Origin of the sequence: Simiduia curdlanivorans (assembly GCF_030409605.1) — a bacterium.
Taxonomy (GTDB): domain Bacteria; phylum Pseudomonadota; class Gammaproteobacteria; order Pseudomonadales; family Cellvibrionaceae; genus Simiduia; species Simiduia curdlanivorans.
Genome location: NZ_JAUFQG010000006.1, coordinates 526,216 through 552,877 on the forward strand (window position 1 = coordinate 526,216; position 26,662 = coordinate 552,877).

General features: G+C 51.3%; 29 protein-coding genes and 1 other RNA gene. 15 read left to right on the forward strand and 15 right to left on the reverse strand.

Features of this window, described 5'->3' with window-relative positions:
• Position 1: 1 nt before the first annotated feature.
• The 8 genes from tolQ to QWY82_RS16185 form a co-directional block, all read right to left on the reverse strand.
• Positions 2-688, reverse strand: coding sequence for a protein TolQ (gene tolQ, locus QWY82_RS16150; RefSeq protein ID WP_290264440.1), 687 nt, complete (start codon positions 686-688; stop codon positions 2-4).
• Positions 689-727: 39 nt separating this feature from the next.
• Positions 728-1,147, reverse strand: a complete 420-nt coding sequence (gene ybgC / locus QWY82_RS16155) for a tol-pal system-associated acyl-CoA thioesterase (RefSeq protein ID WP_290264442.1) — start codon at positions 1,145-1,147, stop codon at positions 728-730.
• Complete coding sequence (gene ruvB / locus QWY82_RS16160) at positions 1,140-2,150, reverse strand: Holliday junction branch migration DNA helicase RuvB (protein WP_290264444.1); 1,011 nt, start codon at positions 2,148-2,150, stop codon at positions 1,140-1,142. The genes ybgC and ruvB overlap by 8 nt, the downstream gene beginning before the upstream one ends.
• A 20-nt stretch (positions 2,151-2,170) precedes the next feature.
• Positions 2,171-2,791: a Holliday junction branch migration protein RuvA gene (gene ruvA / locus QWY82_RS16165; RefSeq protein ID WP_290264446.1), complete on the reverse strand. Its 621-nt coding sequence runs from the start codon at positions 2,789-2,791 to the stop codon at positions 2,171-2,173.
• A gap of 104 nt (positions 2,792-2,895) precedes the next feature.
• On the reverse strand, positions 2,896-3,411 hold the full coding sequence (gene ruvC, locus QWY82_RS16170; RefSeq protein WP_290264447.1) for a crossover junction endodeoxyribonuclease RuvC: 516 nt from the start codon (positions 3,409-3,411) through the stop codon (positions 2,896-2,898).
• Positions 3,412-3,490: 79 nt separating this feature from the next.
• Entirely contained in the window at positions 3,491-4,237 is a 747-nt protein-coding gene (locus QWY82_RS16175) for a YebC/PmpR family DNA-binding transcriptional regulator (protein WP_290264450.1), read from the reverse strand.
• 95 nt (positions 4,238-4,332) lie between these two features.
• A complete protein-coding gene (gene aspS, locus QWY82_RS16180; RefSeq protein ID WP_290264453.1) occupies positions 4,333-6,114 on the reverse strand; it encodes an aspartate--tRNA ligase in 1,782 nt (593 codons plus the stop codon).
• 94 nt (positions 6,115-6,208) lie between these two features.
• On the reverse strand, positions 6,209-6,457 hold the full coding sequence (locus tag QWY82_RS16185; protein ID WP_290264455.1) for an FmdB family zinc ribbon protein: 249 nt from the start codon (positions 6,455-6,457) through the stop codon (positions 6,209-6,211).
• A gap of 265 nt (positions 6,458-6,722) precedes the next feature.
• Between QWY82_RS16185 and QWY82_RS16190 the strand changes: the two genes are divergently transcribed.
• Positions 6,723-7,814, forward strand: a complete 1,092-nt coding sequence (locus QWY82_RS16190) for an HD domain-containing phosphohydrolase (RefSeq protein WP_290264457.1) — start codon at positions 6,723-6,725, stop codon at positions 7,812-7,814.
• Positions 7,815-8,137: 323 nt separating this feature from the next.
• The gene (locus QWY82_RS16195) at positions 8,138-8,560 is read left to right on the forward strand and encodes an HU family DNA-binding protein (RefSeq protein WP_290264459.1); all 423 of its coding nucleotides are present in this window, start codon (positions 8,138-8,140) and stop codon (positions 8,558-8,560) included.
• Between the two features lie 150 nt (positions 8,561-8,710).
• Here the strand turns inward: QWY82_RS16195 and QWY82_RS16200 are convergent, their stop codons facing one another.
• From QWY82_RS16200 to ffs, 3 genes are all read right to left on the reverse strand, one after another.
• Positions 8,711-10,555 (reverse strand): DUF885 domain-containing protein, encoded by a 1,845-nt coding sequence (locus QWY82_RS16200; RefSeq protein WP_290264461.1) that lies wholly within the window; start codon positions 10,553-10,555, stop codon positions 8,711-8,713.
• A gap of 130 nt (positions 10,556-10,685) precedes the next feature.
• Positions 10,686-11,420 carry a FadR/GntR family transcriptional regulator gene (locus QWY82_RS16205; protein WP_290264463.1) on the reverse strand — a complete coding sequence of 245 codons (735 nt, stop codon included), beginning with the start codon at positions 11,418-11,420 and terminating at the stop codon, positions 10,686-10,688.
• Positions 11,421-11,716: 296 nt separating this feature from the next.
• Positions 11,717-11,813: signal recognition particle sRNA small type (gene ffs / locus QWY82_RS16210), an RNA gene on the reverse strand.
• A gap of 525 nt (positions 11,814-12,338) precedes the next feature.
• Here ffs and QWY82_RS16215 point away from each other — a divergent pair.
• Entirely contained in the window at positions 12,339-13,286 is a 948-nt protein-coding gene (locus QWY82_RS16215) for a hypothetical protein (protein ID WP_290264465.1), read from the forward strand.
• 94 nt (positions 13,287-13,380) lie between these two features.
• On the opposite strand, the gene QWY82_RS16220 is transcribed toward QWY82_RS16215, so the two are convergent.
• Positions 13,381-14,019: a flagellar brake protein gene (locus QWY82_RS16220; RefSeq protein ID WP_290265726.1), complete on the reverse strand. Its 639-nt coding sequence runs from the start codon at positions 14,017-14,019 to the stop codon at positions 13,381-13,383.
• Positions 14,020-14,216: 197 nt separating this feature from the next.
• Here QWY82_RS16220 and QWY82_RS16225 point away from each other — a divergent pair, with 197 nt between their 5' ends.
• A complete protein-coding gene (locus QWY82_RS16225; RefSeq protein WP_290264467.1) occupies positions 14,217-15,125 on the forward strand; it encodes an alpha/beta hydrolase in 909 nt (302 codons plus the stop codon).
• A 72-nt stretch (positions 15,126-15,197) separates the two neighbouring features.
• Here QWY82_RS16225 and QWY82_RS16230 read toward each other — a convergent pair whose 3' ends face one another.
• Positions 15,198-15,905 (reverse strand): peroxiredoxin family protein, encoded by a 708-nt coding sequence (locus QWY82_RS16230; RefSeq protein WP_290264469.1) that lies wholly within the window; start codon positions 15,903-15,905, stop codon positions 15,198-15,200.
• A gap of 60 nt (positions 15,906-15,965) precedes the next feature.
• Positions 15,966-16,700, reverse strand: a complete 735-nt coding sequence (locus QWY82_RS16235; RefSeq protein ID WP_290264471.1) for a DsbA family oxidoreductase — start codon at positions 16,698-16,700, stop codon at positions 15,966-15,968.
• 418 nt (positions 16,701-17,118) lie between these two features.
• Between QWY82_RS16235 and QWY82_RS16240 the strand changes: the two genes are divergently transcribed.
• The 6 genes from QWY82_RS16240 to QWY82_RS16265 all read left to right on the forward strand — a co-directional run bounded on the left by QWY82_RS16240 (position 17,119) and on the right by QWY82_RS16265 (position 20,897).
• Positions 17,119-18,057: an MBL fold metallo-hydrolase gene (locus tag QWY82_RS16240; RefSeq protein ID WP_290264473.1), complete on the forward strand. Its 939-nt coding sequence runs from the start codon at positions 17,119-17,121 to the stop codon at positions 18,055-18,057.
• A 287-nt stretch (positions 18,058-18,344) separates the two neighbouring features.
• Entirely contained in the window at positions 18,345-18,740 is a 396-nt protein-coding gene (locus QWY82_RS16245; RefSeq protein WP_290264475.1) for an NINE protein, read from the forward strand.
• Positions 18,741-18,792: 52 nt separating this feature from the next.
• Positions 18,793-19,053: a hypothetical protein gene (locus QWY82_RS16250; protein ID WP_290264476.1), complete on the forward strand. Its 261-nt coding sequence runs from the start codon at positions 18,793-18,795 to the stop codon at positions 19,051-19,053.
• Positions 19,054-19,214: 161 nt separating this feature from the next.
• Entirely contained in the window at positions 19,215-19,526 is a 312-nt protein-coding gene (locus QWY82_RS16255; protein ID WP_290264478.1) for a hypothetical protein, read from the forward strand.
• A 93-nt stretch (positions 19,527-19,619) separates the two neighbouring features.
• Positions 19,620-20,309 (forward strand): spermidine synthase family protein, encoded by a 690-nt coding sequence (locus tag QWY82_RS16260; protein ID WP_290264481.1) that lies wholly within the window; start codon positions 19,620-19,622, stop codon positions 20,307-20,309.
• 90 nt (positions 20,310-20,399) lie between these two features.
• Positions 20,400-20,897 carry a hypothetical protein gene (locus tag QWY82_RS16265; RefSeq protein ID WP_290264483.1) on the forward strand — a complete coding sequence of 166 codons (498 nt, stop codon included), beginning with the start codon at positions 20,400-20,402 and terminating at the stop codon, positions 20,895-20,897.
• Between the two features lie 65 nt (positions 20,898-20,962).
• On the opposite strand, the gene QWY82_RS16270 is transcribed toward QWY82_RS16265, so the two are convergent.
• Entirely contained in the window at positions 20,963-21,829 is an 867-nt protein-coding gene (locus QWY82_RS16270; RefSeq protein ID WP_290264486.1) for an RluA family pseudouridine synthase, read from the reverse strand.
• Positions 21,830-22,010: 181 nt separating this feature from the next.
• Between QWY82_RS16270 and QWY82_RS16275 the strand changes: the two genes are divergently transcribed.
• The 5 genes from QWY82_RS16275 to QWY82_RS16295 all read left to right on the forward strand — a co-directional run bounded on the left by QWY82_RS16275 (position 22,011) and on the right by QWY82_RS16295 (position 26,557).
• Complete coding sequence (locus QWY82_RS16275; RefSeq protein ID WP_290264489.1) at positions 22,011-23,033, forward strand: DMT family transporter; 1,023 nt, start codon at positions 22,011-22,013, stop codon at positions 23,031-23,033.
• 214 nt (positions 23,034-23,247) lie between these two features.
• Entirely contained in the window at positions 23,248-23,919 is a 672-nt protein-coding gene (locus QWY82_RS16280) for a hypothetical protein (RefSeq protein ID WP_290264491.1), read from the forward strand.
• On the forward strand, positions 23,909-24,817 hold the full coding sequence (locus tag QWY82_RS16285; RefSeq protein ID WP_290264494.1) for a hypothetical protein: 909 nt from the start codon (positions 23,909-23,911) through the stop codon (positions 24,815-24,817). The genes QWY82_RS16280 and QWY82_RS16285 overlap by 11 nt, the downstream gene beginning before the upstream one ends.
• 36 nt (positions 24,818-24,853) lie before the next feature.
• Positions 24,854-25,135 carry a hypothetical protein gene (locus QWY82_RS16290; protein ID WP_290264496.1) on the forward strand — a complete coding sequence of 94 codons (282 nt, stop codon included), beginning with the start codon at positions 24,854-24,856 and terminating at the stop codon, positions 25,133-25,135.
• 39 nt (positions 25,136-25,174) lie between these two features.
• Positions 25,175-26,557: a M28 family peptidase gene (locus tag QWY82_RS16295; protein WP_290264499.1), complete on the forward strand. Its 1,383-nt coding sequence runs from the start codon at positions 25,175-25,177 to the stop codon at positions 26,555-26,557.
• The last annotated feature ends 105 nt before the right edge of the window (positions 26,558-26,662 follow it).

Consider the following 26,662-nt stretch of genomic DNA (forward strand, 5'->3'; position numbering starts at 1 on the left):
ATCATGACTTGGCATGAACCTGGCGATGTAAAATCGCAATAAACTCATCGGAAAAGGTTTCGTAGGCTGCAGAAAGCGATTCGGCCTTGGCGCTAAATTTGTTGTAAGCCAACACCGCCGGAATAGCCGCAAACAACCCCATGGCTGTGGCCACCAGGGCCTCGGAAATACCCGGCGCCACTGTCGCTAGCGTGGCTTGATGGACGTTGGCCAAGCCGCGAAAGGAATTCATAATACCCCACACGGTGCCGAACAAGCCCACATAAGGACTAACGGATGCCACGCTCGCCAGAAACGGCAAATGCGCTTCTAGCTTTTCTTCTTCCCGCGCTAAGGCTACGCGCATGGCCCGCTGCACGCCTTCCATTACTGCGTCTGGGTCTGCCGACGACTGCTGGCGCAGGCGCGAAAACTCTTTAAAGCCGGCGCGAAAAATATTTTCTACGCCCTCGGTTTGCGTGTCTTTACCGCTACCCTGCCGGTACAGTTGATTCAAATCGCCGCCAGACCAAAAGTGCCGCTCAAATTCCTTCATCGCTTGGGCCGCACTATTTTGATAAATACCGCGCTGAACGATCATAACCCAAGAAACAATAGAGGCTAAAAACAACAGCGCCATCACCATCTGCACAAGTAAACTGGCATCGGCAATAAGGCTCCAAATCGACAATTGTTCAGGCGTATTCATTCAAGCACTTCTCTGTGAACGTTAATAAAGACGGCAGACTCAAATAGTATCCGCACTGTTTAGGTAGCCCTTCAGTTGCGCGTGCACAGCGACCGGCAAAGCAGCGGGGCGCATATCCGCTTGGCGCACACAGGCGACTTTTATATCCGCCTCACACAGCAGCGCCGCACCGCGATAAACACATTGGCGAAACACCACGTAAGTGCGCGCTAATTTACTGATCTCGGCACTAACCTGCAAGGCGTCATCCAGCGTGGCAGGTAATAAATACCGCGTATTCGCCGAGTGCACCACCAAAAGTAGGCCACCTTCGAGAAAAGCGGGCTTATCATAGCCAAGGCAGCGCATCAGTTCTGTGCGCGAGCGCTCCATATACTTCAGGTAATTGACGTAATAAACAATGCCGCCGGCGTCGGTATCTTCGATATAGACGCGTATAGGAATGGAAAAGTCAGTCACGCTTGGGCTCCGGTAAACCAAAGTGCCGATAGGCGTGGTTGGTGACCATGCGCCCGCGCGGCGTGCGCAACATAAAACCTTGCTGAATCAAATAAGGCTCGAGCACATCTTCAATGGTATCGCGCTCTTCGCTGATCGCCGCCGCTAAACTTTCTACGCCCACAGGGCCACCGCCAAATTTATCGATCATGGTCATCAGCAAGCGCCTATCCATATGATCGAAACCCTGCTCATCCACACTCAGCATATTGAGCGCCGCGTCGGCCACCTCGGCGGTGACGCGGCCGTCACATTTCACTTCCGCGTAATCGCGCACCCGGCGCAACAAGCGGTTGGCAATTCGCGGCGTGCCACGGGAGCGCCGCGCCACTTCGAAAGCGCCACTCTCATCCATGGCAATGCCCATCAACCGCGCCGACCGATTCACGATGTGGGTCAGATCCGGTACATCGTAAAACTCTAAGCGCTGCACAATACCAAAGCGATCGCGCAAGGGCGACGTTAAAAGACCCGCCCGGGTGGTGGCGCCCACCAAGGTAAACGGCGGCAAATCCAATTTGATCGAGCGCGCCGCCGGGCCTTCACCAATCATAATATCGAGCTGAAAGTCTTCCATGGCGGGGTAGAGAATTTCTTCCACCGCTGGGCTCAATCGATGAATCTCGTCAATAAATAACACGTCGCCTGGCTCTAAATTGGTCATCAAGGCGGCGAGATCGCCCGCTTTATCTAACACCGGGCCAGAGGTACTTTTCAGCGCCACCCCCATTTCATTGGCGATGATATTGGCCAAGGTCGTTTTGCCTAAACCGGGTGGCCCGAACACCAAGGTGTGATCCAATGCCTCTTTCCGATTCAATGCGGCGGCTATGAAAATTTCCATCTGCTCGCGCACTTTGGCCTGGCCGACATAGTCAGCTAGCTGTTTCGGCCGCACCGTGCGATCCAACAGGTCCTCTCGCTCAACGGCGACTGAACTGATGAGGCGATCTTTCTCTATCATAAAGTCACGTCTTTTCTAAACTAGGCCGGTATCATGGCTTTTAATGCGAGACGAATCAGCTCTTGACTGGGCGCGTCAGCATTCACTTTAACCGCAGCCGCGATAGCCTTGGTGGCCTCTGTGGGCTTATAACCCAAGGCAATCAGCGCCGATTCGGCGTCATCGCGCGCAGCCCTAGCCAATTTAGCCGAGCCACTGGCTTGCTCTAACGCCGCCAAAGGCAAGGTATCGGTGCCAATGCCACCCAGCTTATCGCGCAACTCAATAATTAACCGCTCGGCCGTTTTCTTACCCACGCCCGGCACTTTAACTAGGGCGCCAACATTTTCCTCGGCCACACAGCGAGCAATCACCTTGGCCTCCATACCCGACAAAATACCCAGCGCCATTTTTGGCCCCACACCACTGACTTTAATTAATGTGCGAAACAGGCTGCGATCGGATTTATGGGCAAAGCCAAATAGCTGATGGGCGGTATCGGAAATGGCGAAGTGGGTGTGCAAAACCGTTTGCGCCCCCACCTCTGGCAACACATAAAAGGTGGTCATCGGCGCTTGGATTTCATAGCCCACACCTTGCACATCAACAACCACGTAAGGCGGTTGTTTTTCGACAATAACTCCGGCAATTCGACCTATCATACAAAGCTCTTTGTTGGCATGCGCCGCTATTAAAAGCAGGCGAAATGGTTAACGTAAATACCGCAGCCCAATCCATCAACACCCATCACTAAATCTATTGGCTATCAGACAATCCGCCCGCGCCGAAAACTACCCGCCGCCACATTGCCCAACAGTGTTTTCGAATGGCTGTGGCACAGGGCGATGGCCAAGGCATCGGCGGCATCCTCTTGTGGCGAGGCAGATAATTTTAACAGCGACGTGACCATGTGCTGCACCTGCTCTTTGGTTGCCGCTCCGGTGCCCACCACAGATTGTTTTACTTTGCGCGCCTCGTACTCGGCCACCGGTAAGTTCGCATGCACAGCCGCCACAATGGCAGCACCTCTCGCCTGCCCCAACTTCAACGCCGAACCCGCGCTCTTGGCCATAAACACATGCTCTATGGCAAACTCATCGGGTTGGTATTCACCGATCAATTGCGTGATTGCATCAAAAATAATTTTTAACCGCGCAGGCAAAGCACCCGTGGGTAAGCGAATAACGCCGCTGGTAATGTAGAGGGGGTGTCGACTTCGGGTATCAATGATCCCAAAACCTGTCTTTAAGGAACCCGGGTCTATCCCCAGAATAATCGACATAAGCGAGTCTGTTTTGAAGGCGTTGGTGAAGTGTCACATGACATCCGCAGGAGAGCAAGGGAGCTATGAGGCTTATGACTCAACCCGCCATGGCCGCAAGGGTTTGCTCATCGATATCGGCATTGGTATAGACATTTTGCACATCGTCCAAATCTTCCAGCATATCCACTAAGGCGATAACTTTCTCGGCACTGTCGACATCGGCAATGGGCACTTGAATGGATGGCAGCATGGACAATTCCGCAGAGTCCGGGATAAAACCGGCGGCAACCAAGGCATCTTTTATCGCGTGGAAACTTTCAAACGCCGTGAGCACTTCGATACTGCCGTCACTGCCAACCACCACATCTTCAGCACCGGCATCGATGGCCTCCGCCATGATGGCGTCTTCATCGCCCTGGGCAAAGTGCACAATGCCCGTGCGATTAAACAAATAGGCAACCGAGCCATCTGTGCCTAAATTACCGCCGCGCTTGGTAAAGGCATGGCGAATATCGGCAACCGTGCGATTGCGATTGTCGGTCATGCACTGCACGAGGATGGCAACTCCAGCGACGCCATAACCCTCATAAGTACATTCTTCGTAGTTGTCGCCTTCGCCTGCGCCAGCACCGCGCGCCACCGCCTTATCGATGGTGTCGCGCTTCATATTCGCGCCCAGGGCTTTATCAATGGCGGTGCGCAAGCGGGGGTTATCTTCAGGGTTCGGGCCGGACTTGGCCGCTACAGTTAATTCGCGAATAATTTTGGTAAACACTTTACCGCGCTTAGCGTCTTGTGCCGCCTTGCGGTGTTTAATATTCGCCCACTTACTGTGGCCTGCCATCTTGACTCCTTATCCGTGCCGAGCGAACTCGGCACTTTTCACCCACTGATTGCCCTATCTGTACACAGAGCCTTCGCCACAAGGCTCACACAACCCTAGGCTTTTGGCGCGTCCTGCTTGGCTTCTTTCTCGCGCAAACGAATGTGTAACTCGCGCAGCTGCTTGTTATCAACTGCACCCGGCGCATCGGTCATCACACAGGCCGCTGACTGGGTTTTCGGGAAGGCAATCACATCGCGAATCGAGGAGGAGCCGGTCATCAACATGATTAAACGGTCTAAACCAAAAGCCAAACCGCCGTGTGGTGGCGCGCCGAATTTTAACGCGTCCAGCAAAAAGCCGAACTTCTCGCGCTGCTCTTCAGGGCTAATGCCGAGCAAGCGGAACACGGTTTGCTGCATAGACTGGTTGTGAATACGAATAGAGCCGCCACCCAGCTCAGTGCCGTTTAACACCATATCATAGGCGCGAGACAAAGCCGTTTCTGGGTTTGCTTCCAACGCCTCTGGGGTGCAGCTCGGCGCCGTAAAGGGGTGGTGAATAGCGGCCACGCCTTCGTCGGTTTGCTCGAACATGGGGAAGTCTACAACCCACAATGGCGCCCACTCACAGGTGAACATATTCAGGTCGGCGCCAATTTTGCAGCGCAGCGCGCCCAGCGCCTCGGTCACCACTTTAATGCTGTCGGCACCGAAGAACACAATGTCGCCATTCTTAGCGTCTAAGCGCTGCATCACCTTCATGGTGACATCGTCGCCCAAGAATTTAATGATGGGCGACTGTAAACCTTCAACACCCTTCTCGATTTCATTGACCTTAATCCAGGCCAAACCTTTAGCGCCGTAGATGCCAACAAACTTGGTGTAGTCATCGATTTGTTTGCGCGAAATCTCGGCGCCACCGGGTACCTTTAATGCCGTTACGCGGCATTTAGGGTCGTTGGCCGGGCCGGCAAACACTTTGAATTCAATATCTTTAAGCAGATCTTTAATTTCAACTAACTGCATGGGAATACGCAGGTCGGGCTTATCTGAACCGTATTTGTCCATGGCATCTTGCCAGGTCATATGCGGGAACTGACCGAGGTCGACATCCATCAACTTGCTAAACAGCTGCTGCACCATACCTTCGGCAATGCCCATAATCTGCGCTTCATTCATAAATGAAGTCTCAATATCGATCTGGGTAAATTCGGGCTGGCGATCAGCGCGCAAATCTTCATCGCGGAAGCACTTGGCCACCTGGTAGTAGCGATCAAAGCCCGACACCATCAACAACTGCTTGAACAGTTGCGGCGATTGCGGCAGCGCAAAGAACTTGCCATCGTGAGTGCGCGAAGGCACTAAGTAATCGCGGGCGCCTTCCGGCGTCGCACGGGTCAGAATAGGCGTTTCAATATCCAAGAAGCCTTCGCCGTCGAGATAATTGCGAATAGCGGTGGTTACCTTCGAGCGGAAACGCAGGTTGTGCTGCATTTCATTGCGACGCAAATCGATGTAACGGTACTTTAGCCGCACGTCTTCGCCGACGCTCACATGGGAATCCAACTGGAACGGTGGCGTTTCAGCGGTATTCAATATCTCCAGCTCTAAACCGTAAACTTCCACCTCTCCGGTGGACATCTTGGCATTAACGGTGGCTTCGCTACGGGCGCGAACCCGGCCTTTGACCTTCAACACATACTCGCTGCGGACTTTATCTGCCAAGGCAAAATGCGCGGAATCCGGATCAAACACCACCTGAACAATGCCGTCGCGATCACGCAAATCTAGAAAAATAACCCCACCGTGATCTCGGCGGCGGTCAACCCAACCGCAAAGGCTCACTTCGCGGTCGATGAAAGTTGCGTTTAAGGCGCCACAATATTCAGTGCGCATAATTTAAATCCCGTTATCTAAAATGAATGTCAAAGTCTCTCGCCCACCCTCGGTGGCCGAGCCATGGCCAAACTCACACTGCACGCGATGGCAGTTAGGAGCTGGCACTCGATTCGGATTTCGCCGGTGAGCCCGAGTCGCCGGCTAAATTCTTCTTATTGCCCGATTTATAATCGGTTTCGTACCAGCCACCACCTTTCAGGCGAAAACCGGCGGCAGAGATTTGTTTGGACAAACTGCTCTTGCCACAGGTTGGGCAATCGGTAAGAGGCGCATCGCTCATTTTCTGTAAGGCCTCCATTTGGTGGCCACAGGACCCACACATATATTCATAAATCGGCATATATGACCCTGAACTAGGTTAAAACTAACAACACCTATATACAGAGGCCTCGCGCCCACTCAGCGGAGCCAAGACCTACTGAAACCAAAAAACGGGCGATTATAGCCTGAGCTTGGCGGCGGATAAACCGGTGATCAGCGGAATAAGGTGAAGACTTAGCTAAAAAACCGCTTTAATCGCAAAAAAGCCGACACCCGAGGCATTCAGGTGCCTAGGCATCAACTAGGCTTCACCATCCCTTGCTCAAATAACGGAAAAGAGGTCTATGACAACGGCTCAATTCAGCAGCCCAGACGCGGAAATGGTAGCGGACTTCTTTAACGATTTTGAAGAGGCCTACCAGGCCTCTGAGCACCTGCTACTGAAGCTTGAGAAAGAGCCGAGCAATGACGCTCTACTGAACGACCTTTTTCGTCGGGTTCACACTATTAAGGGCAACCTTATCTACGTGGGGTTAGTGGACATTTGCCCGCTATTGCAGAGCGTTGAAGACGTACTAGAGCCACTCCGCAAAGGCCAGCTCCGCTATGACGACCTACTCAGCGACGTCATTTTACTGGCCATGGACACCACCCACGAACTGGTTGAAAACCGCCTACAGCAACAAGCTAGCAACCTCGGCGAAGCGCAGATGCAGTCTATCTGCGAAAAGATCAGTCGCATTGCCAACTGCGAACCCAGTCAGCGCACCGCTATTATTAGCCAAGCGATTAAAGCGCTAGACGCAGAGGCGGAGCTCGCCGCACCGGATTCAGAATTTTCCAAGCACGGGGTTGTACTAAATAACGACCTGCGCTTTTTTGCGCAGTTGTTACCCGCCATCGACCAGCGCTCGCCTTACTGGGCCGGCCGAACCCAACGCATCGCCGAGTTAGCACTTAATATGAATAGCGCCGCCGGCGCGCCTATTGATGCCAACCAACTGTTAGCGGCAGTTTATATGCACGATTTTGCCATGGCCTTTTTACCCCTCGAGCTGCTGCACAAGCCTGAAAAATATACAGCCGCCGAGCGATTGCGCGTGCAAGCTCACGTCAAAACAAGTGCAACCTTAATGCAGGAGATGGGAAATTGGGCGCAAGCGGCCAACATCATATTGCAGCACCACGAGCAATGTAACGGCGCTGGTTACCCCAACAAATTGACCGAAAGCGAAATTTGCGATGGCGCCAAGATATTGGCCATCGCGGATGCCTTCGATGCCTGCGTCAATAGCAGAGCCCATGTGGACCAACCTCAACGGCCACTGATTCGCGCCATCCTTGAAATTAACCGCTATGCGGGTAGCCAATTTAGCCAAGATTGGGTCAATATATTTAACCAAATTGCGCGACCCAAGCGCACCCAGTCTCATTAAAACATCGCCAAACGCGGTTTGATTAAAACTCAACCGCTGATTGAATTTTATTCAAGCTTATAACCAAAGCGATAATAAAAAGCAGGCAATACCGGTATTATTTCAAATACCCCTGTAAAAACAGGGCTTTTTTGCCTTTTTATCACTTAAGTTATTGCCCAGCTAGAAAGAATGCTTTATATATAGTGCCTAAGCGTTTGAGCGTGCGTTTAAGCCTATAAAACAAGGGCTTTTCAACCTCAAGTTCAGAGCAGGTAGCAACAACCTGCTCCGATCGCTTACCCCTTAAATTTAATAAAATCAACATCCAAAGGATTTTACGCATGGCCGCCAAAAAAGCACCTGCCAAGAAAGCCCCAGCAAAAGCCAAAGCCGCCCCAAAAGCAAAAGCAGCACCAAAAGCTGCCGCCGCTAAAAAGCCAGCTGCTTTGAAAGCCGTTGCCGAGCGTTTCAACAAAACTCAAATGGTTACTCACATTGCTGAGACAACTGAGCTGAGCAAGAAGCAAGTTAGCGCTGTTCTTGAAGAGCTGGGCAACGTCATCGAAGCCCACATCAAGAAAAAGGCCTGTGGTGAATTTGTTCTACCTGGCATGATGAAAATCATGACTGTGAAAAAGCCAGCCAAAAAAGCGCGCAAAGGCATCAACCCCTTCACCGGTGAAGAGACAATGTTCAAGGCCAAGCCTGCAAGCATCTCTGTTAAAATTCGCCCCCTGAAGAAGATGAAGGAAATGGCAGAGTAGTTTTTCTGCCCTCCAAACATAAAAAAAGCACCTATAGGTGCTTTTTTTATGTTTGGCGAAAAACCTACCGTTTACGTATATCTAGCTTGCAGGGCCCGAAGTGTCAGACCAGACCATCCGGGTTGTAGCTTGTAGCTTGTAGCTTAAAGCTTAAAGCTTACTAGCAATCCAACCATCCACCTCTTCGCTCAACAGCGTTAATGGCACAGAGCCGTTGGTGAGTACCACATCGTGAAACTCGCCATAACTAAAGTCATCACCTAACGCCTGCATGGCTTTGTCGCGCAACTCCAAAATGGTTAGCATGCCGATTTTGTAAGAAACCGCCTGACCGGGCCAAACAATGTAACGCCTTACTTCATTTTCTATATCGCCAAAGGTCATAGGCGTGGCGCTCAACATGTAGTCTTGCGCCTGCTTCTCGGTCCAGCGCTTGCTGTGAATACCCGTGTCAACCACTAAACGAGCGGCGCGAAACACTTCGTAGCTCAAGCGCCCAAAGTCTTGGTAAGGGTCGCTGAACTCGCCCATATCTTTACCCAGTTTTTCAGCATACAAGGCCCAGCCTTCACCATAGGCCGAATACCAAGTTAACTTTTGAAACATGGGTACATCTTGCAGCTCCTGCGCGATGGTGCTCTGAAAGTGATGACCTGGCGCACCCTCGTGATAAGCCAAAGACTCCATTTGATACACCGGCAACTCGCGCATCTGACTCAAGTTAACGTAGTAAGCACCCGGGCGCTTTCCGTCCAATGACCCCGGCTCGTAAAACGCGCCTGTGGCAGACTCTATGCGGTAAGCTTCCACTGCGCGAACGTCGAGCTCGGCCTTTGGCAGCGCGCCAAAATATGACGGTGCTTTAAGCATAATGTTATCGATGTAAGCCTTGGCTTCCGATAAATATCTCTGCCGGCCAGCCTCGTCATCTGAATAGTAAAACTCATCGCTCTCGCGTAGGTGTTTAAAAAACGCCTGCAGATCGCCGTTAAAATTAACGCGTTTAATGATGTCTCGCATTTCACCGTGAATACGCTCAACTTCCGCTAAACCCAACTGATGAATTTGCGCCGCTGTCATATCGTCGCGGGTGGTGTAGTTTGCCAACTGAGCTTCATAATAAGCTTTGCCACGGGGCAACTTCCAAATGCCATCTTCGCTGCCGGCCAATTTTTCATGGCTCTCCATCACCGCAATCAAACGTTGATAGGCCGGCTGCACCGACGTCAGCAAAGAATCTTTTGCTCGAGCCAACAGCGCTGTCTTTGCCGCTGAATCAATACCTAACGCATTCACCTTGGTTTTAATATCAGCCCATAAGGGTGAGTCTTTGTCACTGCTATCAAAGGGTTGCCCGGTAATCATGCCCTTACTGGTTTCTATCACCACGGGATAAGCAAAACGCGGTGGCAATACTCCCTTTGCGGCCCGGCTTTGCGCGATATCGATGTGCGTTTGTAGGGTTGGGCCAAAGCCCTCTAAGCGACTTAAGTAAGCTTCGGCCTGCCCGACATTTTCGACTTTTTGATAACCGATCAAGAGCGTGCTCATGTCGGAGTGAGGGCCGAAAAACTGGGTGAAAACATAGCCTTGGTCGTCAAACTCAGCCTGAGCCAGGGCATTAACGGCACTAAACTCTGCGAACTTGAACGACACCTGAGACTGATGAGGCAAGGCATGCACATCAAATAGTTCACGCATATCATTCAAACGCGCCTTGGTTAGGGCAACAGACTCAGCCTGAAAAGCTTCGCTTGGATCATTCCACCGGCCGTAGGCCACCAAATCATCGGTCATACCTAAGTAGGTCTTGTATTCAGGGTAGCGCTGCAGATCGGCTTCAAAGTTAGTTTGAAACCAAGCATTTAAACGCACCGCCTCGGCTGCTTGCGCCTCGCCGTCGGCTGCCTTAGACACACCTGACTCTGGTGCCGCACACGCCCATAACAGCGATGCCAATACCCAATAAATAACCCAACTCACTCGCTGAGGCATGAGAATCTCCATGAAAAATTAATATAGTAGCGCCGTAAGCTTTAGAGCTTAGGCCATAGCCAGACGAGAGAGCGGGATTTACCACCATAGCCTTGAGCCGAAACGACGTAATTTTTGGTCGACCCGACGCTCAAAGAGCGGTTTTGGACAAAGACAATACACTTTGTAGATGAACCAACATAGCCTCAGCCGCAGCATCCCCGTCGCCAGAACAAATGGCCTGGGTAATGTTGACGTGCTCAGCGTAGCTGTCTTCGACCATGCACTGGCCCTCTAACACCTCGCGGCGGAAATACAGACCGTAGCTGTACAGCTCTTGGGCATAGCGGGCCAGAATGGGATTGCCGGCAATGTCGGCAATCTTTTCGTGGAAGTGTTTATCCGCCAATTGAAAGTGGATTTTTTCATCCAGCAACGTGGCTTGTTGATCCAACAACTTATTAAGCGCAGCTTTACCCTTGCTATCAATTTTGTTCGCAGCTAAACGAGCAATGTTGGTTTCAACCACGATACGGCTCTCGAAAACTGACGCTATGGTGTAATGGCGAATATCCAGCGCGTCGAGCTCGGGCATCAACTGCGCACACAGCTGTAACTGCGCCTCAGTGCGCAGCACGCGCGTCTTGGCCCCTTGAGAAACGCTAAGCAAACCCCAACCGGCCAACACAGACAACGCACCGCGCACGGTTTCTCGGCTGACGCTAAACAGCGTAGAAAGCTCGCGCTCGGCTGGCAAAGAGTCGCCATCGCGCAACAGCCCTTGGTAAATCATCTCCAATAGCTTGTGCACCAAGTGGTCGCGCTTGGTGCGCCTTTGCAGGGGCGCCACGTGATTGGCCGAAAGATCAAATACAGGCTGCGTCATAAGGTTTGCGAAAGACCAAAGAGCGCCAAGATTAACAAACCTACTCTGCAAGGAATAGCGAAAAGCCAAGCAGGCAGTAGCGAAAAACTAAGACCTAAAGTGCCAAGCATAATAAAACCTAAGGGCGAAGGCTTAAGCGAGTGAACCGGTGGTACAACAGAATGCTTCAGGTTGCGCTGAATACAAGAGTGACGGAGCGAAAAACGAACTGGCACTTAGCCCAGCATTTAAAAGCTTAGAAATGATAACAAGGACGAATAGGCAAGCGGGGGTGTTCGGTTGTGTTAGGTGGCAACCCCAGTCAGCCGCATCCCGGCACACGAAGATTCTGCTACCGTTGCTCCCTTCCGGGCCTGGCGGGGTTTACAGGGCTTCATTGCGGGAGGACCGAAAGGGGCCGCCATAACAAGCGGCGCATTATGGAGAAGTTGGGTAGTGTTTGCAAGGCGCGAAAACCTAAAGCCTCAATGGAGCTTAACCAGCCTCAACGGAGACAATGTCGCCCTTTTCCCTAGTTGCTTTTAAGTGGCCAAAATTGCGCTTCAACAGCCATACTGTGTAAAAATCAACCAGCGCTTACCGAACCTTAGGGTCAATAAATTGTCTGCCGTTTTAACTGCCCGTGCACGCCCGCGCCTTGTTTACAGAGTGAGTAGCACACCAGTCAATACGAGCTATGACGCGCGCCCTGTGCAGGTACTAGCGCACCACATCAACGCCTATAACGGCCGCCATTTACTCGAACAAATCGCACTTTTACCCAGAGATAAAAGAATTTCACGCCAACTTTAGGCTCATACCGCTTAGTGTATTGGCATTACTCGGCGGGTGCGGTAAAAGTCTTTTTCAGTCGCCCTTCGCACTTTGCGTTAGGCCACCCATGGATATCCCCACGTACATCAGGATGAGGTTTCTAACGTGCCAATTTTCTTCTATCAATCCCTAAACTCCAATTCCAGCAACCAGCATGGCATAAGTGCCTCTAAGGCCCAGCGCTTCACACGCGACACACACGACGCGCAAGCAGCCACCAGTCAAGCGTGGAAGCTTTCCATGCCCACCGCACCGGGCGCGACGCCGGAAACTCCCGTGCACGGGCCTGCACAGTTGGTGAAATCAGCGGCGCAAGGCTACATGGGCAAAGGTCAACACAGCGATCACCAGTTTCTCGCCATGGTCGAGGGCAAAGCGCGGGATACCCACCAACACTTGGTCAGGCAGTTTGGTAGAAGCTGCGACCTCTTGGTCTATGGCGAGCTAGACGGCAATAACGCCGAGTGGAGCTCGATGCAATCTCACGCGGGTAACTTAGTTGTCGCCAGCTCAACCGGCAAAGCCTGCAACAGCTTTAGTGTGCACGCCAGCAATACCAGCAGCCACGAATTTTTAGGTTCAGGCATGGGCTGGATTGCGATAAAAAGCGGCAACGTCAATGCCGTATTTGTTCACGTCCCCAATGCCATTGCCAAATCAGAAGACGCAGCCGTTAGCTTTTATCAAACTATTAATCGCGAGCTGGTGGCTAAGGGGAAGGGGGCAATCGATATTGTTATGGGCGACACCAACCAAGCTAGCCCCGAGTTTACCCCAAGGGTTTTGTCGCGCGCCTTAGGGGCGGTTTGTCGCAATGCGACTAATCCCACCGACCTTACACCTATGGATAGCCACAACAGAAGTTTCAAAGGCACCAACAGCAATGCGACGAAAATGTACGACGTGGCTGTGTACAACAGCGCCAGCGTCAGCATTGGTAAAGAAGCCTATCTGTCGCAGAGCACCGCGGTCAGTAGCAACGAGAAAAATCTAGCTGCCGCGGTCACTGACCATATGGGCATTGCGATTGAGGTGACAAAAACCGCCTCTTAAAAAACACCCAGTGGTGTTAGCCACTGGGTGTCATCATCCAAATTTCGTTAGTAGCGCCTAGACTTAGATAGGCTCGGCGCCCTGCTCAGAGGCCTTAGGCCTGCCGTAGCTGATAATACACATAGGCGTGTAACACCAAACTAACCTCTTCACTTAATGTGTCAAACGCTAAACCGTAGCTACACACATCGGCATCGAGGTTTTCATTGATGACCACCTTAATTTCACAGGGCAGCTGAACAATACGCCGAGTGCCGGCCGCATCAACCTTGGTGACCATCACAAAACGATCGCCGGCAACGCCCAGAGGCTTTGACGACTCAATCCGGCAACCCGACGTACTCAAATCAACAATCGTCACCGAAAGGCTCGCCCCCGCTATTTTTACCGTCGAAATCAACTCCGTGGTCACCCTCACCGCCTTGCGAATTTCACCGGTGGCAACCGAAGCGGGATAGGATAGATAAAGCTGTGGGAAAGGTGACACGGTTACATGGGTTGTCTGGGTACTAAAGGCGACGGCCGAGTTAGCCTCACTGGAAAATAAGCGAATGTTCAATTGCTCGCCTATTTTTACCGGCCTTGAACTGCCATTAATTTGCGGCGTGGTCACCACTATCCCCTTATTCCGCAGGTAGCCAACCAATAGGGAACGCTCGCGAAGATCAGGCGTATGATGAAACTGGAGCTGTAAAGGGATACCGGGTAATAATTTAAGGCCTTCAAATTTCATAACCACCGACTGTTTCCTTCAAGCTTCATAGGCGACAGCAACAAGTCTAGTCGAGATAGCCAAAATACGCCGTCCCCAATACGAGGCCTACAGGCAACGTGGTTTAGGGCTCCAAGCCCTCGCGCACTAAGCTATTGCATAAGCGTAAAACAACGCATTCAATTCAACACACTTAACTAGCAAACACTGAGCTAATCATGAACTTAGATAAACTCTCTCCCCTGCTCGGCCTCCTTGCCCTGATGTTATTAAGCCAGCTGACTCTTGCGGTTAGCCTACAAGAACAAACGGTGGCAATGGATGACGGCCATCGGTTAATGCTGTACAGCAAGAGCGCGCCGCAACCTTGGGGCAGTATATTATTAGTCCACGGTCGCACATGGAGTGCGCTACCGGATTTCGATCTCGTTACGGAAGCTGAAGATCTGTCGATGATGAATGCTTTGGCGGCCAAGGGCCTGGCCGTTTACGCCATTGATTTGCGCGGGTACGGCAAATCCGAGCGCGACAGTAGCGGCTGGAACACCCCAACTCGCGCGGCTAAAGACTTGGCGACCACGCTAGACTTTATTCATAACAAGCACCCCGACCTAGGCGCAACAACGCTTTTTGGCTGGTCGAACGGTTCTTTAGTTGCCATGCTCACCGCCCAGCTCTACCCAAATAAAGTCGAGCGCTTAGTGCTTTACGGTTTCCCGCTCGATACCATTGCAGCCGGTAAAACGCCAACGCAACCGCCGCGCCTAGCCACCACGGCCGCAGCCGCCGCTGAAGATTTCATCTTACCTGGCACCATTTCAAAAAGCGCCGTTGAGGCCTATGTAAAGGCGGCATTAATGGCCGACCCCATTCGCACCGACTGGCGCGCTCTGGAGCAATGGAATCAACTCGACGCCACAAAGCTCACCCGCCCAACGCTGCTATTACAAGCTGAATCAGACCCATACATGAATCTCAATGCTGACGCCGAGCTGTTTAAAAAAATTGCCGCCAAAGACAAACAGTGGCTTATTTTAGGTAACGCCGACCATGCGGCGCTATTGGAGACTAGCCGTTTTAAGCTATATCATGCAGTGGTGAGTTTTATGCAATACAGAGACAACTAAAAATAGTTAACTCGTTCGCAAGGTTGAATCCATTTAGCCTTGCGAAATCGCTAACAGATCGCTCTTTCCATTTTATTTTTGCGCGTCAATAACACCCAACAGCTGAGCCACACTCGGCCGTTGTTTGTAATCTAGCGATGCGTGCGCCCACTTAACCTTACCTTTTGGATCGACAAGGAAGGCAGAGGCAACGGCAAATTGGTGGTGAACTCGACCGGACCACTGCTCAACATCAATACCGTATCCCTTGTAGGTTTCATAGAGCTCAGGCGTTAAGGACATAACCACACGAAACGCTTTGTGCGCCGAAAGGTCCGGATCAGAGAGTACGGGGAAAGGGATTTCGTAGCGGCTCTGGGCCAAGGCTGCAGCGTCAACCTCATCGGCGGAAATTAACACCGGCAATACCTTACGCTGCTTAAACTGACTGTAACTTTCTGTCAGTTGGCGAATCTGTAAATTGCAATAAGGGCACCAGCCGCCGCGATAAAAAATAATCAATAGCGTTTCGCCACCCGCCAGCAGCTCGCTGCTTTTGGCTGGCTCGCCGGTATGGCGTTGCAACACGAAACTTGGCATTGCTTCACCCACTCGCAAACCGTAACCCTCTGCAAGGGTACCCAATTGATCCTGAGTTGGCGCCGTCATTTTAGATGCATCCGGCAGATTCGGCAGAGTTAACTGCGTTTCGGCGGCCACCGCTACACCGGCAAACATCGCCATGCCAAACGTAAGGCAGATGCCACGGTAGAGCATATTTTTCAAACCAAGAGTTATCATGTTGCTTTCCTTTTATGAATTGAATGCATTTACTGAGCGACCATATAGGCCAAAAAACCGTTAATCACAACCATCGACATCACAGGCTGGCGCGTCACTCACTAATGAGCGGGATTTATTCGCCTCCTGCTCAGCGGCCTCTCGATGCACATCGCGAATCGCCTGCATCAAGGTACTGGATTCCTGTGCACCCGATACGCCGTAGCGGCCGATCACAAAAAAAGGCACACCAGAAATACCATACTGCTGCGCAAGCTGTTCATCTTGTCGCACTGCATCGGCAAAATCATCGCTAGACAAAACCCCTGCGGCCCGTGGGGCATCTAAACCAAGAGAATCTACGAGATCGACCATGGCCTGTGCCGAAGACAAATCTAAACCTTCACCAAGATACCCGCGCATCAAGCCGTCCGTTAACCGGTGTTGCGCACCGTCCGTTTCACCAGCTCTATCGGTAGCACCGGCCCACTGAATTAAGCGATGGGCATTAAAGGTATTGGCGATCTGAACCCGGCTAAAATCACAAGGGCCGCCCGCCGTCTGGATAGCAGCAGCCATGGTATCGAGCATTTCCTGCGCTTGGGCAATACTGCGACCGTACTTTTTCGCCAAGCGCTCCACATAAGGCGCGCCGTCCTTCTCCTTTGGCCTAGGGTCTAACTCGAAGGCACGCCAACGAATATCAACCTCAATACCTTCCGCCTTCAATTGATCCACCGCGACCGCTAGGCGCTGTTTGCCAACGAAACACCATGGGCAGGCAATATCCGACCAAACTGAGATATCGATTACCATAAAATTAACCCTCTAAGGCTCGGTGAATACGAGGTTCGCCTCCACCACCTACCCGTTGCTAAATAACTTGAGCCTACATAGAGTCAGGCTAAACGAATTTGTTGCAATAGATAATGCATTTATCCAATGCTTACCCATTCAATACTTACCTATCTACTATCTGCAACCTATGCGCGCAAGGCGGAAATGAATAGATGCCTAGAATAAACCACCCCTTTCTACGCTATTTCGCCCAACCAGATATAACTCAAATATAGGTCGCTTCATCCTACATTTAATACAAGCCGCATCGCGTTCCTTATAGTACCGCTGGCAACCACAAAATAGGCACGCCAAACCCCTATTGACAGCGATAAAAAGCTAAGGAATAAAAAAGGTAAAAGGAAAGCAAAAAATGCGCAGAAGCTATATAACGCCTTTGTTGATCGCACTGACCTACTCTACCCTCTCAACAGCAAAGACTGAGCGCGAGCCAAATACCCACATAGCTGTGCCTGAACCCGTCATTGCCAAAACTCAATGGCTACATGGGTCACCCAATTGCGCAAACAATCTAGACCCTGCCTTCGATATTTATAAACACGACTCGCAAAGTTATATTCTCCGGCAAAATAAATGCCTAACATTTGAAGCGCCTTTTATTTACGTGCTGATAGGGTCAAACCAAATTTTCGTGCTGGATACTGGGGCGCTGGATAGCCCTGAACACTCCTTACGCACACAACTTGAAGGTCTCATAGGTCTGGAGCAGACAACTAGTAAAGAGTGGATTATCGCGCATTCACACGGCCACAAAGACCACTACAAGGGCGACGCGTATTTTGACAACAAACCCAACACCACCCTAGTTCCCACAACAGAAACAGCGGTAAAAGCCTATTTTAAACTAGAAGCTTGGCCTAAAAGCGTGGCTGAAATTGACTTGGGCAACAGAAAATTGAGCATTATTCCCACACCGGGTCACCACAACCAAGGTATAACAATCTATGACCACCAAACGCAATGGTTGCTGACAGGCGACACCCTGTATCCGGGATACATCTATGTAAAGGATTGGAAGGATTACCGAGCAAGTATTAACAGATTAGCCAACTTTTCTAAACAGCATCCCATCTCAGCTCTACTAGGTGCACATATAGAAATGATGGATCAGGCAGGCACCTATTATCCCATCGGCACAAGCTACCAACCTGAAGAAGCTAGGCTTGAACTGAGCACAGCGCATTTACTTGAGTTAAATGAGAGATTAAAAACGGCAGCTAAAGCGCAAGAAATCCAATTCGACAACTTCATCATCAAACCCATGAGCGGGTTTCAAAAGGCGCTGAGTAGGTTGGTCGGGTGGATAGTTCAATAGCAAAATCAACGTCATTATTTTATACGCCCGATACGTCACCCGAACTTTATAGTCGCAGGGCTTTCTATAGCGATTTTGGTTCGCGCAATGAACGGATAACACTCAGGGCTGTGGCGAGTAGGACGTCCTTAATATTCCAGACAGCGAATCTTGGGTTACACCGCAAAATCTAATCACCTTGGCTTGCACTGGGTTTTCCCACCTCGGGCTTGTGATAATGTCAGGTCAAATTTGGTATTGGATTGACCAAATGATACGAATCGATTAACCGCGGAGAAGATCAGCACATGGAATACAAGGCAAATACCCACAGTAAAGCGATTGGCTACCTGCTTTGGATTTTTGGCTTTATGGGTGCCCATCGCTTTTATTATGGCCGCCCGCTATCGGGCACCCTGTACTTTTTTACCCTAGGGTTGTTCTTTATCGGTTGGATTGTCGATCTTTTTCTGATTCCAAGCATGGATGAAGCAGCCGATAGACGCTATGTTTCCGGTGAAATTGACTACAACATCACCTGGATTTTACTCACTTTTCTCGGTATTTTCGGCGCCCATCGCCTCTATATGGGCAAGTGGATTACCGCCATCATCTGGTTCTTCACCTGCGGCTTTTTCCTCTTAGGTTATCTGTACGATTACTGGACGTTGAACGAGCAGATCGATGAGGTAAACGCGAACTAGGCCGTCCTGGCGCAGCTATCGCCATAGCGAGCGCCAAGGCTATAATAGCGCCATGACACGGAATATCTTTCTCACCGCCAGCATCACACTGTCGATCTGGTACATTTTATTAGCCTGGGATTTAGCCGCTGGCCAAGCTCCCGCATGGTTGGCGCCGGCCATTAAAGAATTGGTGGCATTTCAAAACGGGGCGCTGTTACTCATTGCCGCCCTCGTTCCACTTATTCTCTTTTGGGCCTGGATACATAAATGTTTGGACTATTTTGCCTTGAAGAAACTGGCCCAAGAAATTCGCGCGAAACGCAAGCTGTAAAAATGCCGCTAAGATAATAGCCTGTGGGCGGATGAAACATTAACAACCGGCCAGAAAAACCTTGCCGGCCTAGTGCAGAATCTAGGTACTAAACTTTAGGCACTGAACTATAGGTACTAAACTACAGGCGCTAAACTACAGGCACTAAAAGGAATGTCATCATGCAACGCGTTATCGCTTTGGGCCTGATTCTCAACCTCGCTCTGCTAACGGGTTGTATTTCAGCCATCGCGATTCATAATCAGGACAATGAAAATTGTCAGCAAGTCGCGCATTGCAATGATATCAATGAGGCAATAGCAACCGACGTTGCACTGGCCACAGCCATCGCCGAGGAAGTCCTCTCAGCCATCGAAAAGCCCAAAACCCTGCCCCCTCGTCATCACGCCCTTTGCGACATAGATACAGAGCAAAAAGTATGCAGTGCTATTGATGGCTGCCGCTGTGCGCCACTGAAGCCATCTGTGGATTGACAGCCGGCGAGCGATCATTTCAATTAAGTTTTCAGCCATGCACCTAAGCCTGTGTGGTAGCATGCGCCACCCTAATTAAATCGACCTATAGCCATGACGCCTTGGACTCACCTCGACACAGCCATCATCCCCAATGGCGGTGGTGAACTTAAACTCTCCCGCCGGGGCGATGAATTTTCCATTCGCCTATCGGGTATTCGCGGCGAATTGATGAACAGCCGGGTCTTTGGCTCGGAGCAAGCGCTGGCCGACCTGGGTTGCGAAAGGTTTAAAAGCACGGCCAATGCCCGCGTCTTAGTGGGCGGATTGGGTATGGGTTATACCCTCGCCGCGGCGCTCAATACCGTTTCCGAGTCCGCCACCGTCACCGTAGCCGAACTTATCCCTGAAGTAGTTAAGTGGAACCAAGGTGATTTAGGCAACTGCGCCGGTCGACCACTGGACGATAAGCGCTCGCGTGTTTATCTCGGCGATGTCGCCGAACTGTTCGACAACAAGCCGGAATCTTTCGATGCCATTTTGCTCGATGTGGATAACGGTCCCGAGGGTTTAACCCAATCCGATAACCACTGGCTCTACTCGCTCGACGGTTTAAAAGCGATTTACCAAACCTTATCAAGCGAAGGCCGACTGGCCATCTGGTCGGCGGGCCCAGACTCTCTTTTTGTCACTCGCCTAAAAAAGGCTAAATTCAATGTCTCTGTACGCACAGTAAGAGCGCGCGCCGGCAAAGGCAGCCGGCACACAATTTTCCTTGCGCAAAAAGGTTTAGCCATTTTTTAACAGAACCATTTTGTTTTCTTAAGAAAATTATCATGACATAATATTTCGCAACTCATCATCAACGGATTAACCCTACTAAAAGGAATTACTATGAAAACACGTCTAAATGCCTTTTGCTTAAGCCTACTTTTGGTTGCCTCAGTCGGCTTTGCAGATGCTCCCATTCAAGTAAAAAAAACCATTAGTTTCTCAGCGGAATCTAATGCGCCACAAAAAGTTCAAGATGAATGCAATCTACAAACGCAGGTACCATCATACCTTTCTGCCTACGCTAAAAAGGTGGTGACCTTAGTGGATGGTGATTTCGCGGCTGCAGGCAAGCAATTAAAGCTGGAAATTACCAGTGCATTTGCTCCCGGTGGTGGCGCATGGTCTGGCGCTAAAAATGTGGAGGTAACCGGTGAACTCATCGAAAATGGCAACGTTATTGGCAGCTTTATCGGTTCGCGCTACTCAACTGGCGGTATGTTCGGCGGGTTAAAAGGCACCTGCTCAATCACCGCACGCTGTGCCAAGGCGATAGCCAAAGACATCTCCATTTGGTTAAAAAATCCTACCTTGGACGCCCGACTCGGTGACTCCAAATAATAAAACTATCGGGATCACTACACATTGGTGATCCCATCGTTTTTAAGTTTGATGAAAAGCTTGGCTTAATCCATTAGCTTTAAAAAATCCGCCGGCGCCGGGGTTTCAAATTCCAGTTTGATTCGACTGGTGGGGTGCACCAACTTCAGCCGTAGCGCGTGTAATCCTAAGCGATCGCCACCCTGACCGTAGCGCGGGTCGCCGATAACCGGGTGCCCGAGCCACGCTAGGTGGGCGCGAATTTGATGCTGGCGACCAGTTTCCAACTGTACATGCAACAAACTCCGGCCTTTTTGGGTTTTAGCGGTTTGATAGTGAGTAATAGCCGGCTTAGCATCTGGGTGCTCGCCCACGTGCATAAAGTAAAACTGCTCATCGAGTCGCAATGGCTGGTTGATGGTGCCGCTTTTTTGTTCCGGCTGGCCTTGCACCACCGCCAGATAGGTTTTTTCAGCCAAAGACCATTTTGCAATCACGGCCTCGCGTATTTCGCTCGAGGTGGCGAACAACAAAACACCCGAGGTATCTCTATCGAGACGATGCACCGGCCAGAGCTTTATCTCCCGGTCCCGACGCGACAGCTGGTGTCGTAATATGGCCAGCGCATTGTGCTTGTTATCGTCGGCGGTACTGACCGACAAGAGACCGGCGGGTTTGTTAATGGCCACCAAATCCTGATCTTGGTAAAGCACTTCAATGGGCTGGCTGCGCAATTGATGCGCTCTCGCCTCCGGCGATTTCGGCGCCGCATCTATCTCTAGCTGATCGCCACTGTTCACTTGAAAATCATGTTTCTTAACCGTATTACCGTTAACACTGATGCAGCCCGCCTTTAAACGCTGCTTAAGTGTCGTGCGCGACCAATCCGGCAGGCGCTCCACCAAGTAGGGAAGTAGCGCTGCCGTTCGATCGGCCTGAATTTTTTGCGACATAGTAATAACCTAAAGGGGCACGGCCAAGGGTGCCGGTGCGAGAATATGAGCGCTAGTTTACCGTCTGGCGCCCGCTCGACCAATAGATCGATTGGGGTTTTAGTTGTGCCGGTCGTTTCACCCTTAACCCCCGCAGGCTAAACTGGCCCTTTCCCACGATCTTTTTGGTTTTACATTCGCTATGGTTATCCGTTCAAACTCTGTTGCCCTCGCCCTGCTTATTCTTGTTTGCGCCATTTGGGGCATTGGTTTTGTGGTCACTGAGCACGCCCTCGGCAAACTCAGCACGCAGGCCCTAAATGCCCTGCGCTTTGCCATAGCCGCGCTTAGCTTAATTCCACTTTGGCTATCCCTCAGACACAAGGAGCCGGTAGACGATTGGCTCGGCTTGGCGCGCGGCAGTTTGAGTTTGGGCTTTCTGCTGTTCATCGCCTTTTACAGTCAAACCGAAGGTTTGCGCTTTACCAGCGTCTCCAACGCAGGCTTTATCACCGGCATGCTGGTGCCGTTGGTGCCGCTAATCAGTTGGCTCGGCTTTCGCCACAAAATCACCCGCGCCGGCTGGATTGCCGTGTGCCTTTCAACGGTCGGCCTCTATGGCTTGACCGGCGGCGCCGACACGGCGCTCAACAAAGGCGACCTACTGGTGTTACTTGGGGCCATCGCCTTCGCTAGCCACATAGTGCTCACCGGCCATTACGCACAAAAGCTGCCGATCGTTAGCCTCAGCATTTTGCAAATGCTCGCCGTGTCGCTCTATAGCCTGCTCGCCTCCTGGCTATTCGACCAAGACCCGAGCAAAACGCTCTTTTCCTTAGACCCGCAGCACTGGTTAACGCTACTATCGCCGGACATCATCGGCGCCTTTCTCTGGATGGGTTTACTGTCGACGGCTTTTGGGTTTTGGGTCCAAACCAGCTGTCAAAAAACCTTAGAGGCTCACAAGGTGGCCTTGGTATTCGCCTTTGAACCCATCTTCGCGCATGTGGCCGGCGCCATTTGGCTCGATGAACGGCTCGGCCTTCTAGGCTGGTTTGGCGCGGCGGCGATTATTGCAGGTATGCTGATTGCGGAATTAGGCGATAGAAAATCGGCCAAGCTACACCCGGTTGATCTGGTTGCGGCGCCCGATCCTTTACCCTATTCCCCAGCTGATGCCCAAGCCGATGCCCAAGCAACGAAAAATCAGAGCACTAAAACTTGAGCGCTAAAATACCGGCGCTAATAACAGGCAAATTCGCACAACCATCTGCTGAAAAAACAACAGCTTAGGCGGATCAATAGCGGGGGTATCGTTGGTGAAATTTACCGGCAACTAGGATAAAGTGGCTGTTTCCTGGCCCAAGAACTGAACGAATCAGCGCGACTTTCTAACTATTCAGCCGCCGGCTCAACCCATTAAACCACAAGGACGTCACATGTTAATTGGACACTACAGCGCCGCCTTAGCGGCAAAATCCCTCAAGCCCAAGCTGCCCCTGTGGCAACTGTTTATTGCCGCACAACTGGTCGATATTTTTTGGGCAATATTGGTGTTTAGTAATATTGAATTGATGCACATAGACCCTAGCTTGAAATCAAATCCCTTAGATTTGTATTACATGCCCTTCACTCACAGCCTATTGGCAACGGCTGTTTGGACTATCGTCAGCCTACTTTGTGTTTGGCTTGCATTTAAACAACGCTACGGTCACGCGCTCCTGTTGGCTGCTGTGGTGGGGTCGCATTGGTTTTTAGACTTTCTTGTGCACCGCCCAGATCTGTTACTGTATGGCGACATCAAAGTTGGCCTAGCGCTGTGGAACACGCCCCTGCTCGCCCTGTCAGTTGAGCTCGCGCTATTTACCCTTGCCGCGGTTTGGCTGCGCCAAACCCTGAAAAAATCTGAGTTAAAATACACTGGCGCCTTCACCACATTTTTTATTGCCATGGCAATATTTCTGATCGCCAACTATTTTGTTCCCATGCCTACCGACCAAACCATGGTATTAGCCAGCGCACTCGCGATTTATGCTCTATTACCGGCACTGGCCTACTGGTTAGAGATACATCGCTACAAAAATGCAAACGGAGAGCTCGTTGCCAATTAAACATCGCAACCGCAGTAATGGGCGCCGCCAGATAAGTCAGCTGGCGGCGCATACCTTGCTCATATCAAGCCTATTTTTTGCACACGCAAGCCTGGCAGCAGAAAAATCTTTCTGCTTTGCCATGGCTGAATCCTATTACGAACAGCTTTATTGTGAAATTCGAGCTAAGGGCGAAGGTAGCAATTTACCGGCTTTCTACCAGTTTAAAAACAACAACGAACAAACTCAGGCTCTGTTATTAAAGCGGCCGGCCGCAAAAATTGGCGTTGAGGTTAAAGCGCCAACGCTCAACAGTAGCGCCAAAAAATCCAACCACTCACTCAAGCCAAAAAAAGCCCCGAGTGCAACAAACAGCACCAACACGGCTCAACGCCCAACCACCGAGCCAGTGCCGTCAACTAAGAACACAATAGCCAACCTAGCCAACGCACAGGGCTGCAGGCTGAATAGCCAAGAAATTCTGTGTGGCTCGCAACGTTACCGGCTACTCACCAACCTACACAACAAACACTTAAGCGATTCCGCACTGGCACCCACCAGCAAAATGGCCCTACCGCGCTTTACCGGAAATATGCAGAATGAAGAACAGGTGCGAGACTATCTCTACCTAGCTTACGAACAATACCTGAACCAAATGCGCAGCATTGGCCTAGCCGGCGTCACCACCCGGTTCGGTAAGTTCAGCTATTTATTTTACGATTACCACGACAAAGGTTTAGACTTCGCCAATCGCTTTGAAACCCTTTTTCATTATTTGAAAAAAGATAAGGCGGCGCTCGGTGTATCAGAGCAACCAGCCGACAGCCAAGGCATGACGCTGGCGCAGTGCGCATGGCTGTCAAGCCAATACTATGTGTGCGAACACGGCAATAACAACCTTGTTTACGCTATCCAATAACGGCCTAATCAGGCCCAATATTCAAGTTGATCACCTATGAGCAATTTCACCAAACAAGACTTAGAGCGGGAAAGCCAATCCGAACTTGGTCAGGGCCACATGTGCACTAATAATATCCACCCGCACCATTTAAAAATTTACCGCATCAAAAAAATTGACGGCAAAGCGCAGCAACACTGGGAGCTGTTTAGCCTCTGGTTAGCCACCGCAGAAGACGTTGCCAATGGCGATGCCGAGCGCGAAGACGAGGTGCTAAATTTAAGCTCTATTGAAATCGAATTCTGCCCCTTTTGCGGCACTCAGCTAAGCCAGTCATAACTTTTCTACACTTACGTTTGCTCACCAAGGCCCGTAAACATGAAACTTTTTACCCCGTGGAATCTACTCACTTGCTTAACGCTAACGGCCCTACTGCTAGCGGAGGTTAGTGCCGCAACCTGGCAGGCGCCACCGAGTGAGCGCGCCGAACTCTACGCTATAGGCGTTGCCGCAGACGCCGCTCGGATCGAGCGCGACATCACCCAACTGGTTGGCTTTGGCACCCGCCACACCCTATCTGAAACGGCATCCAACAGCCGCGGCATCGGCGCTAGCCGGCGCTGGATAGAAGCCGAGTTTCGCCGAATCAGTTCAGCCTGTGGCGACTGTTTAGAGGTGATTACGGTGGCCGATACGGTTTCCGGTAAACGCATTCCAGAGCCCACTGAAGTGGTCAATGTGATCGCCATCCAAAAAGGCAAACGCGACCCGAAGCGCGTGGTGATGATGGCGGGCGATATCGATTCGCGTGTGACCGACCCCATGAATGCCAGCGCCGATTCACCGGGCGCCAACGATAACGGTTCCGGTGTTGCCGGCGTATTAGAAGCCGCTCGTTTACTGAGCCAATACAGCTTCAATGGCAGCATTGTTTACGCAGCCCTGTCGGGCGAAGAGCAAGGCCTTTATGGCGGCGCCATATTGGCCAAATATGCACAACAACAAGGGTGGAATATCGACGCGGTGCTGAACAACGATATGATCGGTAACATCGAAGGCATCAATGGCGTTATCGACAATCACACCGCTCGCGTGTTTTCTGAAGGCACCCGCTTCGTCGAAACCGCAGAAGAGGCAAACCAGCGGCGCTTCACCGGTGGCGAAGTGGACTCCGCCTCGCGCAACCTCGCACGCTTCATCAAAAAAGTTGGCGAACAGTATGTGCCAAATTTAGACATCATGATGATCTACCGGCTCGATCGCTTCGGTCGCGGCGGTCACCATCGCCCGTTTAATGAAGCCGGCTTTCCCGGTGTGCGCATCATGGAAACCTGGGAGCACTACGATCGCCAGCATCAAGATTTGCGCCGCGAAAACGGCATTAGCTATGGCGACAGCCTCGCCGGCGTTAACTTTCCCTACGCGGCCAAATTAACTGGCTTAAACGCCGTGGTTTTAGCGTCAATGGCTTGGGCGCCAGCGCCGCCAGCTCAGGTAGAAATTAGCGGCCAGGTCAGCGCCAACACCCAGTTGAGCTGGGCCGCAGCCGACCGCGCAAACGCCAAAACACTGGCCGGTTATCGCATCTATTGGCGCCTAACCACCGAAGCAGAGTGGAGCCACAGCCGCTATGTGGGCAAGGTGCAAAGTTTCACGCTGGAAAATATCGTCATCGATAATTACTACTTTGGCGTTGCCGCCGTAGGCCTAGATGGCTCGGAAAGCCCGGTGGTATTTCCCGGCCCCGCTGGCCGCTTTTAGCCGATCGAAGTCAGTTAGATAGCCAATGATCTAGCCGTTCCGGCGCAGCTTAGTTAGCCGCTCGCATTTTTTGCCAGCGGCCTTTAGTTCACCGTTAAAAGCCAT

Excerpts from the sequence above, each read along its gene's own strand:
- QWY82_RS16235 (WP_290264471.1), bottom strand. The coding sequence starts at position 16,700 with ATGGTAATCGATATCTCAGTTTGGTCGGATATTGCCTGCCCATGGTGT.
- QWY82_RS16290 (WP_290264496.1), top strand. The coding sequence starts at position 24,854 with ATGAGCAATTTCACCAAACAAGACTTAGAGCGGGAAAGCCAATCCGAA.
- QWY82_RS16205 (WP_290264463.1), bottom strand. The coding sequence starts at position 11,420 with ATGACGCAGCCTGTATTTGATCTTTCGGCCAATCACGTGGCGCCCCTG.
- ruvA (WP_290264446.1), bottom strand. The coding sequence starts at position 2,791 with ATGATAGGTCGAATTGCCGGAGTTATTGTCGAAAAACAACCGCCTTAC.
- QWY82_RS16230 (WP_290264469.1), bottom strand. The coding sequence starts at position 15,905 with ATGATAACTCTTGGTTTGAAAAATATGCTCTACCGTGGCATCTGCCTT.
- QWY82_RS16250 (WP_290264476.1), top strand. The coding sequence starts at position 18,793 with ATGACACGGAATATCTTTCTCACCGCCAGCATCACACTGTCGATCTGG.
- QWY82_RS16200 (WP_290264461.1), bottom strand. The coding sequence starts at position 10,555 with ATGCCTCAGCGAGTGAGTTGGGTTATTTATTGGGTATTGGCATCGCTG.
- QWY82_RS16245 (WP_290264475.1), top strand. The coding sequence starts at position 18,345 with ATGGAATACAAGGCAAATACCCACAGTAAAGCGATTGGCTACCTGCTT.
- QWY82_RS16225 (WP_290264467.1), top strand. The coding sequence starts at position 14,217 with ATGAACTTAGATAAACTCTCTCCCCTGCTCGGCCTCCTTGCCCTGATG.
- QWY82_RS16280 (WP_290264491.1), top strand. The coding sequence starts at position 23,248 with ATGTTAATTGGACACTACAGCGCCGCCTTAGCGGCAAAATCCCTCAAG.
- ruvB (WP_290264444.1), bottom strand. The coding sequence starts at position 2,150 with ATGATAGAGAAAGATCGCCTCATCAGTTCAGTCGCCGTTGAGCGAGAG.
- tolQ (WP_290264440.1), bottom strand. The coding sequence starts at position 688 with ATGAATACGCCTGAACAATTGTCGATTTGGAGCCTTATTGCCGATGCC.
- QWY82_RS16195 (WP_290264459.1), top strand. The coding sequence starts at position 8,138 with ATGGCCGCCAAAAAAGCACCTGCCAAGAAAGCCCCAGCAAAAGCCAAA.
- QWY82_RS16220 (WP_290265726.1), bottom strand. The coding sequence starts at position 14,019 with ATGAAATTTGAAGGCCTTAAATTATTACCCGGTATCCCTTTACAGCTC.
- QWY82_RS16260 (WP_290264481.1), top strand. The coding sequence starts at position 19,620 with ATGACGCCTTGGACTCACCTCGACACAGCCATCATCCCCAATGGCGGT.
- aspS (WP_290264453.1), bottom strand. The coding sequence starts at position 6,114 with ATGCGCACTGAATATTGTGGCGCCTTAAACGCAACTTTCATCGACCGC.
- QWY82_RS16275 (WP_290264489.1), top strand. The coding sequence starts at position 22,011 with ATGGTTATCCGTTCAAACTCTGTTGCCCTCGCCCTGCTTATTCTTGTT.
- QWY82_RS16270 (WP_290264486.1), bottom strand. The coding sequence starts at position 21,829 with ATGTCGCAAAAAATTCAGGCCGATCGAACGGCAGCGCTACTTCCCTAC.
- QWY82_RS16185 (WP_290264455.1), bottom strand. The coding sequence starts at position 6,457 with ATGCCGATTTATGAATATATGTGTGGGTCCTGTGGCCACCAAATGGAG.
- QWY82_RS16295 (WP_290264499.1), top strand. The coding sequence starts at position 25,175 with ATGAAACTTTTTACCCCGTGGAATCTACTCACTTGCTTAACGCTAACG.
- QWY82_RS16265 (WP_290264483.1), top strand. The coding sequence starts at position 20,400 with ATGAAAACACGTCTAAATGCCTTTTGCTTAAGCCTACTTTTGGTTGCC.
- QWY82_RS16255 (WP_290264478.1), top strand. The coding sequence starts at position 19,215 with ATGCAACGCGTTATCGCTTTGGGCCTGATTCTCAACCTCGCTCTGCTA.
- QWY82_RS16175 (WP_290264450.1), bottom strand. The coding sequence starts at position 4,237 with ATGGCAGGCCACAGTAAGTGGGCGAATATTAAACACCGCAAGGCGGCA.
- ruvC (WP_290264447.1), bottom strand. The coding sequence starts at position 3,411 with ATGTCGATTATTCTGGGGATAGACCCGGGTTCCTTAAAGACAGGTTTT.
- QWY82_RS16190 (WP_290264457.1), top strand. The coding sequence starts at position 6,723 with ATGACAACGGCTCAATTCAGCAGCCCAGACGCGGAAATGGTAGCGGAC.